The following is an 8,855-nucleotide window of genomic DNA, read 5'->3' as shown; positions in this document are numbered from 1 at the left end:
GGGGCGGGAGAGCGGGCCGACCCGCGCCTCGCCGCGGCCAGCCGCGCCGAGGTGCTGCGGCACCGCGACGCGGCCCGCCTCACCGACGCCGAACGCGCCGAGGTCAACCGGCTGATCGCGCTGCTGGAGGCCGACCCGCCCCGCCGCCGGTCCCGCCGGTTCGCGCCCGCCCCCTCCGGCCGCTGCGACCCGCACCGGACGGTGCGCGAGGCGCTGCGGAACGGCGGCGAGATCACCGCGATCCGCCGTCGCGCCCACCGCACCCGCCCGCGCCGGGTGGTGCTGCTGATCGACGTGAGCGGCTCCATGGCCCCCTACGCCGACGCGCTGCTGCGGTTCGCGCACGCCGCCGTCCGCGCCGGGGGCCGCGCCGTCGAGGCGTTCAGCGTCGGCACCCGCCTGACCCGGCTGACCCGGGAGCTGCGGCATCGCGACCCGGACGCGGCGATGGCGGCCGTGTCGGAGGCGATCGTGGACTGGAGCGGGGGCACCCGGCTGGGGGAGGAGCTCAAGGAGTTCTGCGACCGGTTCGGCCGGCGCGGCATGGCCCGCGGCGCGATCGTGGTGATCGCCTCCGACGGCTGGGAGCGCGGCGACCCGTCCCTGCTGGGCGAGCAGATGGTCCGGCTGCGGCGGCTGGCGCACCGGGTGGTGTGGGCCAACCCGCACAAGGCCCGTCCCGGGTATGAACCGCTGACCGGCGGGATGGCCGCGGCGCTGCCGCATGTGGACGACTTCGTGGCCGGGCACAGCCTGGCCGCGCTGCAGCGGCTGGCCCGCATCGTGCACACGGGGAGGCGACGTGCGTGAGGTGCTCGGCGACATCGCCCGGTGGTACGCGGAGGGCCGCGCGTTCGGGCTGGCCACGGTGGTGGACACCTTCCGCAGCGCCCCCCGCCCGCCCGGCGCGGCGATGGCGGTGTCGGCGGACGGCGAGGCGGTCGGCAGCGTGTCCGGCGGCTGCGTCGAGGGCGCGGTGTACGAGCTGGCCCGCGAGGTGCTGGGCACCGGCCGGCCGGTGCTCCGGCGCTATGGGGTCGGCGACGACGCCGCCTTCGAGGCGGGCCTGACCTGCGGCGGGACGATCGAGGTGTGGATCGAGCCGGTCGGCCCGGACGCCTTCCCCGAGTTCGGCGAGGTGATCGCCGCCGTCGAGGCCCGCGAGCCGGTGGCGGTGGCGACCGTGATCGCCGGCCCCGGCGCGCTCGGCGCCCGCCGCGTCATCCGGCCGGACCGGGCGACCGGCTCGCTGGCGCCCGGCGAGCCGCACGCCGCGCGGCTGGACGCGGCGGTGGACGACGACGCCCGCGGCATGCTCGCCCAGGGGCTGACCGGCGTCCGGCGCTACGGGCCGCGGGGCGAGCGGCGGCGCGACGAGCTGGCGGTCTTCGTGCAGTCGTTCGCGCCCCCGCCGCGGCTGCTGGTGTTCGGCGCGATCGACTTCGCCGCCGCCGTCGCCCGGATCGGCAAGTTCCTCGGCTACCACGTCACCGTCTGCGACGCCCGGCCGGTGTTCGCCACCCCCAAGCGCTTCCCCGAGGCCGACGAGGTGGTGGTCCGGTGGCCGCACCGGTTCCTCGGCGAGCTGCTGGAGGCGGGCGCCGTGGACGAGCGGACCGCCGTCTGCGTGCTCACCCACGACCCCAAGTTCGACGTGCCGCTGCTGGAGGCGGCGCTGCGCACCCCGGCCGGCTACATCGGCGCGATGGGGTCGCGCCGCACCCACGCCGATCGGTTGGCCCGGCTGCGCGAGGCCGGCCTGACCGAGGCCGAGCTGGCCCGGCTGCGCTCGCCGATCGGCCTGGACCTGGGCGCCCGCACCCCTGAGGAGACGGCCGTGTCCATCGCCGCCGAGATGATCCTGCTCCGCTGGGGCGGCTCCGGGCGCCCGCTCGCCGAGACCGCCGGCCGCATCCACGGCGGGCCGCCCGCCCGCCCGGGCCCCCTGGAGCGCGCTTGACCTCCTCCCTCGCCTGAAGGCGGGGGTCGCCTCGGGGTCTCGCCGAGGAGGCCTCCGGGGGCCGTCGCCCGTGCCGGGCGGTCTCGGAGCCGTGTCCGTGCCGGGCGGGACGCGTCCGCCGCACTAGCCTCGGGGGAGGACTCGGGGGACGGCTCGGGGGAGAACGGCGGGGGCCGCCGTGTCCGGGGCGGGCGCGGACCGTTCCGAGCGGGCACGGCCCGCTGGGGCGCCGTCGGCGACGGAGGGGCCGTGTCCGGCCCCCGGAGAGGAGAGACGCATGGGCGAGATCGACGTCGAGACCGGCCGTGCGCCCCGTGAGAGTCGCCGCCCGGGCCGGGACGGCCGCGGGCGGGCGGCCTCCCCGGCGCGCGAGGCGGGGAGGGCGTGATGCGGGCGCGCGCCCCGGCGGGGCTGCTGCTGGCCGCGGGGGCGGGCAGCCGACTGGGACGGCCCAAGGCGCTGGTGGAACTGGACGGCGAACGGCTGGTCGACCGGGGCGTGCGGACGCTGCGCGAGGGAGGGTGCTCCCCGGTGCTGGTGGTGATCGGCGCGGCCTCGCTGGAGGCGGTCGGGGCGGTGGTGGTGCCCAACCCGCGCTGGCGCACCGGGATGGGCTCCTCGCTGCGCGCCGGGCTGGCCGAGCTGCCGCCGGGCTGCCCGGCCGTGGTGATCGCGCTGGTCGACCAGCCCCGGGTGACGCCGGAGGCGGTGCGGCGGCTGATCCGGGCCCATGAGGCGGGCGCGCCGATCGCGGTGGCGACCTACGGGGGCGAGCCGCGCAACCCGGTGCTGATCTCCGGCCGGTACTTCGGCGAGGCGGCCGAGGCCGCGGTGGGGGACGCGGGGGCCCGGCCGTTCCTGCGCGCCCATCCCGAGCTGGTGACCGGGGTGCCCTGCGATGACGTGGCCTCCCCGGACGACATCGACACTCCCGACGACCTGGCCGCGCTGGGCTGAGACCCCCTGTGCCGGGATAAGGAAGTCCTTGCATGCAGCGAGCGCTTGGAGGTCGCATGCCCGCCCCCGAGCCCGGGCCGCGTCCCGGGTTCTACGAGCTCGCCGTGGACGCCCAAGCTCATGAAGGTGATGGGCAGGACGCACGCGGCGGTCTACCGGGCGACCGGCGGCCTGATCGGACGGCGGCTCCACATCGGTTCGGCCCGGTTGCGCGGCGTCCCGGTGCGCCTGTTCACCACCATCGGGCGCAAGAGCGGGCTCCCGCGCACCACGCCGCCGCTGTACATGCGCGACGGCGAGCGCATCGTGGTCGTCGCCTCGCAGGCCGGCCTGCCCGGCCGCCCGCAGTGGCGCCTCAACCTCCGGGCCGATCCCGGGCGGTCGTCCAGATCGGCCGCAGGAGGCGGCGGATGCGCGCCCGCACCGCCGACGAGGCCGAGCGCGCCGCGCTGTGGCCCCGCCTGCTGGAGATCTACGCCGACTTCGACGACTACCGGCGCCGGGCGGGCGACCGCGTCATCCCCGTGGTGATCTGCGAACCGATCTGACCGGCCCGGCCGGCCCGGCCGGCGTGTCCGACGCCGGCTCAGAAGGCGAAGCCGCCCGGGCGGCCGTTGCGGTCGGCCAGCAGCCCGGCCAGGGTGGCCACGGCGATCTCGGCGGGCGTGCGCGACCCGATGTTGAGCCCGATCGGCCGATGCACGCGGGCGATGTCGTCCTCGGGCACCCCCAGTGCGCGCAGGGCCGGGACGTGCGGGGCGGGATGGCGGGGATTCCCCATCACCCCGACCCAGCGGGTCTCGGCGGCCAGCACGTCGCGCAGCACCGGGCCCAGCTCCTCGCGGTGGTGGTCGGTGACCACCACGTCGGCCCGCCCGTCCAGGTCGGCGGGGGCGATCGGGGCGACGTCGGTCCAGCCGGCGGCGCGTTCGGCGGCGGGCTCCAGCAGGAAGACCGCGAAGCCCAGGTCGGCTCCGTAGCGCAGCAGGTACCGGGCCACCGGCGAGGCGAAGACCGCCACCAGGACCCGGTCGCCGGTGTCGGGCCGGACCTCGCCGTGCGCCATCGCGCAGGCCGCGTCGTCGTGCGCAGGGGTCATGCGCCCAGTGTCGCACCCCGCGCCCCGCGGCGCGCCCGGCGGACGGGAGGGGCGCCGCGACCGTGCCGCCCCTCATCGGCCGGCGGAAGGCCGTGCGGCGGGCGGCCCCTCACCGCCCGCCGCACGGCCCGGGACACGGGTGCGCGGGATCGGCCGCACCGCCGGCCCGGGCCGATCGGGCCGCCGGCCCGGTCGGCGGGTCCGGTCGGGCGGGGTCAGGTCGGCAGCGCGCCGGCGTCCAGGGCGCCGCAGTCGACGGCGCGCTGCAGGCGGGTGGTCAGGGCCTTGATGGTGGCCGGCTCGTCGAGCACGCCCTTGGCCCCCGCCGCCTGCTCCCGCCACGCCCGGACGCGGGCGATCGCGTCGTCGACCCCCGACAGCAGGAACGCGTACATCACCGCGTACCGGCTCGGCAGGTGCGCCGGGTGCAGGTCCCAGCCCTGGTAGAGACCGTGCTGCAGGGCGTGGCGGACGGCCGACGCGTGGGCCCGCCAGGTCCGGCCGACCTCCTCGGGGCCGTCGTTGCGGGGGACCACGTTGCACGAGCCGTCGCTGATCCGGATCCCGGTGCCCGCCAACGCCACCTGCATGACGTGCCGGGCGAAGTCGCACGCCGGGTGCTCCGGGCGCTGCTGGTCCGGAGGGAGCCCGAGGGCCGCGGTGAAGTCGTAGACCCCGAAGTGCGCGGCGGTGATGCGGCCCGCCCCGGCGCGCGCGATGCCGCGCACCCCGAACGCGCCCTCCCGGTCGATGATCGCCTCGGTGGTCTCGATCTGCACCTCGAACCGCAGGATCCCGTTCGGCAGCCCGAGCGACTCCTCCAGACGATCGAGGTACTCGACGAAGATCTTCACCTGTTCGGGCGTCGTCACCTTGGGGAAGGTGATCACGAACCCGCCGGGCAGCCGGCCCAGCTGATCGCGCAGCTGGGTCAGGAACCCGTCCAGGGTCCGCATGGCCCGCTCGTGACCGCCGTCGCTGAAGGACTTGATCCGCAGTCCCCAGAAGTGCGGCAGCCCCTTGACCTGATAGGCCGCGGAGACCGCCTCCACCACCTGGGCGATGTGCGCGTCCTCCTCGGCGTCCGGGCGCACCCCGTAGCCGTCCTCGAAGTCGATGCGCAGATCCTCCACCGGCTCGGTGCCGAGCTTGGCGGCCACCCGTTCGTGCACCGTCGCCGCCAGCTCCGGCTCGATGCCGAACGCCGCGCCGAACGAGCCCGGATCCGGGGTGTGCACGGTGAACAGCCGCAGCGCCTCCGCGCCGAAGTCGGCCGGAGTGGTCCGGGAGAACCTGTCGGCCGGCACGTACACGGTGTGCACCGGCTGCCGTCCGGTCGCCGCGCCGGGGAAGTGCTTGTCGTGTTCGGCGTTGACCGCCGCCACCCGCGCGGACAGGTCGTCGATCGAGGAAACGCTCAGATTCACCCCGCCATGATCCCGCAAGTCGGGCCGGCCGCGCCCGCGGGCGCCCGGACGATCCGCGGACGATCGCGGTGAGGCCCGCCTCCCGGGAAGGCCCGGCGTCCCGCGCCGCGTCGGCGAATACGATCGGGACGAGGGGCTGACCTCCCCTGGCCAGGTCGGTTCCCGGGCCCCGGCGCCGCGGGCGCCCGCCGCGTCGGGGCCGCCGCGCGGCCCGGTGCGGCGGGCCGCTTCAGCCCGCCAGCGCCGCCAGCGCCTTCAGCGCCGCGCCGAAGACCTCGGCGGGCGGGGACACCAGTCCGGCGCCGACCTGTCCGGTGCCCGCCACCCGGCCCGCCATCCCGGTGTTGATCACCGGCAGGATCCCGGTGCGCACCACCCGGGTCACGTCGATGCCCGCCGGGGTGCCCCGGAACGACAGGATCGGCACCTGGAACACCGGGTGCTCGGCCAGCGTGATCTCGTACATCCGCCGGGTGGCGGCCAGCGCGTCGGGCACCTCGCCGCCCACGAACCGCACGATCGCCGGGGCCGCCGCCATCGCGAACCCGCCCAGCCCGACGGTCTCCATGATGGTCGAGTCGCCGATGTCGGGATTGGCGTCCTGCGGCCCGTACGAGCCCAGGAACAGCCCGTCCGGCACCTGCGCCGGGCCGGTGAACCAGCGGTCGCCGGTGCCCGACACCTGGATCCCGAAGTCGGTGCCGTTGCGGGCCATCGCCACCACCATGCTCGACCCCGGCACCCCGCGCGCCGCGTCCGCGCCGACCTTGGCCGCCGCCATCGCCAGGTTCAGATAGAAGTGGTCGTTGCCGTTGACGAACCGCAGCGCCTCGGCCAGGTCCGAGGCCGGCGCGTCGGCGGCGACGATGTCGGCGGCCAGCTCCCGCACCAGCAGCGACGTCGCGGCCCGGTTGCGGTTGTGCAGCTCGTCGCCCATCTGCAGGGCCTGCGCGGTGATCGCGGTCAGGTCGACCGGTCCGTGGCGGCGCACCGCGTCCCGCAGCACTGGGCCGAGCACCGCGCCCATCCAGCGCAGCCGCTCGATCACCTCCGGCCCGTACGCCCCGTACCGCAGCACCTTGCCCAGGCCCTCGTTGAGGGAGCAGTACGACCGGCGCACCCGCCCGCCCCGGTCGTCCTCGACGACGAACACCGGCATCGACGGGCTCACCACGCCCGCCATCGGCCCCACCGCGCCGTGGTGGTGGCAGGAGTCCAGCGTCGCCGCCCCGGACTCCAGCGCGCGCTCGGCCTCCTCGGGGGAGGAGGCCAGCCCCTCCAGCAGCATCGCGCCGATCAGCGCGCCGCGCATCGGCCCGGACGCCCGCTCCCACTCCAGCGGCGGCCCGGCGTGCAGGAACGTCCCCTTCTCCAGTCCCAGCGCCTCGCTCGCGGGCCGGACGTCCACCAGGTGCGGGCGGGCGGCCACCATCCGCTCCACCGCGGTCGCGTTGGCCGCGGCGTGCCGCGGGTCGCCGAGCACGGCGTTCAACGCCTCCACCGCCTCCTCGGGCGGCGGACGCCAGTCCACCTGCTCCACCGGCACCGCCTGCTGCTGCAGCGCCTCGGCCAGGACCGGTGTGCCCGCCGCCACCACCTGCGGCTCGCCGTCCAGCAGCCCGCCCAGCCGAACCGTGTCCATCACGCACCCCCAAGGCGGTCCATCACGCATCCTCAAGACGCCGCTCGGGCGCGATCGCGGCGGGAGCGCCGCGGGCCAGCCTCGTCGCGTGCCGGGCGGCCTCGGCGTTGGAGGCGAACACGTCCGCGCCCGCCGCCTGCAGCGCCGCCGCCTGCCGATCCCGGTTCTGCGGGTCGGCGGGCGTGCCGCACAGCGAGATCACCACCCGCAGGTCGGGACGCCGCGTCAGCGCGTCCTCGATCGCCGGGGCCAGCGCCGCCGCCGGGTCCGGGTCGGCCCCGTACCCCAGCACCACGTCCATCAGCACCACCGAGCACGCCGGATCGTCGGCCTCGGCGGCCAAGCGCTCCAGCCGCAGCGTCGGGTCGATCATCGGGTGCGCCCGGCCCCGGGTGTAGGCGTCGTCGCCGAGGTCGGTGAACGCATGCCCGCCGGAGAGCAGGTCCGGCCCCAGCTCGCGGCGGGCGATCAGGGCCGCCTCCGCGCACAGGGTGCCGCCGGCGAACAGTCCGCGCAGCGCGCCCGGCCGCGGCGGCGCCGGCGGGGCGGGCGCGGGCCAGCGCGGCCACCGCGGCACCTCGCGGCCCAGCGCGCGCAGCACCTTCGCGGCGGCGTCGGTCAGGTCGGCGGCGTCCTCGCCGAGCATCGCGAACGTCACCGGCGTCTCCAGCCGGCGGGCCGCCGCGTGCACCAGGTCGGCCACCCGGGGGGCCGGCGGCTTGGTCACCACGACGATCGTCTCGGTGCCCGGGTCGGCGTCCAACGCGGCCAGCGCCGCCAGCGTGGACCGCCCGCTGACCTCGGCGGACAGATCCCGGCCGCCGACCCCCAGCACGTGCCGCACGCCCACCCCGGCGGCGTCCAGCAGGCACATCATCTGCTGGGCCCCGGTGCCGGAGGCGGCCACGACGCCGACCGGGCCGGGCCGCACCGCATTGGCGAAGCCCAGCCCCACGCCGCCGATCAGCGCGGTGCCGCAGTCGGGCCCCATGACGATCAGCCCGCGCCGTCCGGCGGCCTCCTTGAGCGCGACCTCCTGGTGCAGCGGGACGTTGTCGCTGAACACCATCACGTTCAGGCCGGCCGCCAGCGCGTCCATCGCCTCGGCGTAGGCGTACCGCCCCGGCACCGACACCAGCGCCAGCCCGCCGCCCGGCCCCCTCAGCCGTCGCGCCGCGGCCCCCGTGGTCCGGGCCGGGGCCCCCTCCGGCCCCGGCGCCCCGTCGGCGGCCGAGGCGGGCGCCCGGGCCAGCAGCTCCTCCAGCGCCTCCCAGGCGGCCTCCACGGCCGCCTCGTCCTCCCCGCGGATCGCCGCCACCAGGTCGTTGGGCCCCGCCCCGGCGGGCGCCGTGAACCCCTGCTGCGCCAGCAGGTCGAGGTTGAGGTCGGTGGCCATCGCGACGATCGCCGCGGTCACCCCCGGCCGCCGTGTCAGGGCCCGGCTCACCCGCAGCAGGGTGACCGAGTCGCGATAGATCCCGCCGCGCACCTCGACCCGGGTGTTCATGGCATCGCTCCGCTCCGTGGGGTCATGCGTGCTCCCCGCTCGCCTGCGGCGCGCCCCAAGGCGCCGGTCGTCCTCGTCACGCGCCCATGCGCCCCCGGCCGCGCCGCGCGCGGCGGCTCACGGCCCGTCGAACGCGGCGGTCCCGCTCCTCGACTGCCCCGTCGACCGCCTCGTCGTCCGCCCGGCCGGCCGTCCGGTCGACCGCCCGGCCGGGCGTCCCGTCGTCCGTCGGCCCGCCCCTCGCCGGTCGGGGCGGCCGGTCG

The 8,855-nt window shown here is 77.3% G+C and carries 8 protein-coding genes and 1 pseudogene; 5 read left to right on the top strand and 4 right to left on the bottom strand.

Features of this window, described 5'->3' with window-relative positions:
- The 5 genes and pseudogenes from EIO00_RS23610 to EIO00_RS25760 form a co-directional block, all read left to right on the top strand.
- Positions 1-810, top strand: an 810-nt coding sequence (locus EIO00_RS23610) for a vWA domain-containing protein (protein WP_140182582.1), incomplete at its 5' end; no start/stop codon positions are given.
- On the top strand, positions 803-1,960 hold the full coding sequence (locus EIO00_RS23605) for an XdhC family protein (protein ID WP_140182580.1): 1,158 nt from the start codon (positions 803-805) through the stop codon (positions 1,958-1,960). The genes EIO00_RS23610 and EIO00_RS23605, both read left to right, overlap by 8 nt.
- Before the next feature lie 387 nt (positions 1,961-2,347).
- Positions 2,348-2,917 (top strand): nucleotidyltransferase family protein, encoded by a 570-nt coding sequence (locus tag EIO00_RS23600; RefSeq protein WP_140182578.1) that lies wholly within the window; start codon positions 2,348-2,350, stop codon positions 2,915-2,917.
- Positions 2,918-3,037: 120 nt separating this feature from the next.
- Positions 3,038-3,238, top strand: a pseudogene (locus EIO00_RS25765) (nitroreductase/quinone reductase family protein); the annotation flags it as partial.
- A gap of 89 nt (positions 3,239-3,327) precedes the next feature.
- Entirely contained in the window at positions 3,328-3,465 is a 138-nt protein-coding gene (locus EIO00_RS25760; protein WP_277752905.1) for a nitroreductase/quinone reductase family protein, read from the top strand.
- A 38-nt stretch (positions 3,466-3,503) separates the two neighbouring features.
- Here the strand turns inward: EIO00_RS25760 and EIO00_RS23590 are convergent, their stop codons facing one another.
- The 4 genes from EIO00_RS23590 to EIO00_RS25755 all read right to left on the bottom strand — a co-directional run bounded on the left by EIO00_RS23590 (position 3,504) and on the right by EIO00_RS25755 (position 8,592).
- Positions 3,504-4,016 (bottom strand): XdhC family protein, encoded by a 513-nt coding sequence (locus EIO00_RS23590; protein WP_140182576.1) that lies wholly within the window; start codon positions 4,014-4,016, stop codon positions 3,504-3,506.
- A gap of 215 nt (positions 4,017-4,231) precedes the next feature.
- Positions 4,232-5,443 (bottom strand): DUF6986 family protein, encoded by a 1,212-nt coding sequence (locus EIO00_RS23585; protein WP_140182574.1) that lies wholly within the window; start codon positions 5,441-5,443, stop codon positions 4,232-4,234.
- A gap of 229 nt (positions 5,444-5,672) precedes the next feature.
- Positions 5,673-7,085 carry a YlbE family protein gene (locus EIO00_RS23580; RefSeq protein ID WP_140182573.1) on the bottom strand — a complete coding sequence of 471 codons (1,413 nt, stop codon included), beginning with the start codon at positions 7,083-7,085 and terminating at the stop codon, positions 5,673-5,675.
- 22 nt (positions 7,086-7,107) lie between these two features.
- A complete protein-coding gene (locus EIO00_RS25755) occupies positions 7,108-8,592 on the bottom strand; it encodes an FdrA family protein (RefSeq protein ID WP_140182571.1) in 1,485 nt (494 codons plus the stop codon).
- Positions 8,593-8,855: the final 263 nt, after the last annotated feature.

This window comes from Thermomonospora catenispora, assembly GCF_006363815.1.
Taxonomy (GTDB): Bacteria; Actinomycetota; Actinomycetes; order Streptosporangiales; family Streptosporangiaceae; genus Thermomonospora; species Thermomonospora catenispora.
Note: the sequence above shows the minus strand (reverse complement) of the source record. Positions and strands in the feature narration are given on the sequence as shown.

Excerpts from the sequence above, each read along its gene's own strand:
- EIO00_RS23600 (WP_140182578.1), top strand. The coding sequence starts at position 2,348 with ATGCGGGCGCGCGCCCCGGCGGGGCTGCTGCTGGCCGCGGGGGCGGGC.
- EIO00_RS25760 (WP_277752905.1), top strand. The coding sequence starts at position 3,328 with ATGCGCGCCCGCACCGCCGACGAGGCCGAGCGCGCCGCGCTGTGGCCC.
- EIO00_RS23590 (WP_140182576.1), bottom strand. The coding sequence starts at position 4,016 with ATGACCCCTGCGCACGACGACGCGGCCTGCGCGATGGCGCACGGCGAG.
- EIO00_RS23580 (WP_140182573.1), bottom strand. The coding sequence starts at position 7,085 with ATGGACACGGTTCGGCTGGGCGGGCTGCTGGACGGCGAGCCGCAGGTG.
- EIO00_RS25755 (WP_140182571.1), bottom strand. The coding sequence starts at position 8,592 with ATGAACACCCGGGTCGAGGTGCGCGGCGGGATCTATCGCGACTCGGTC.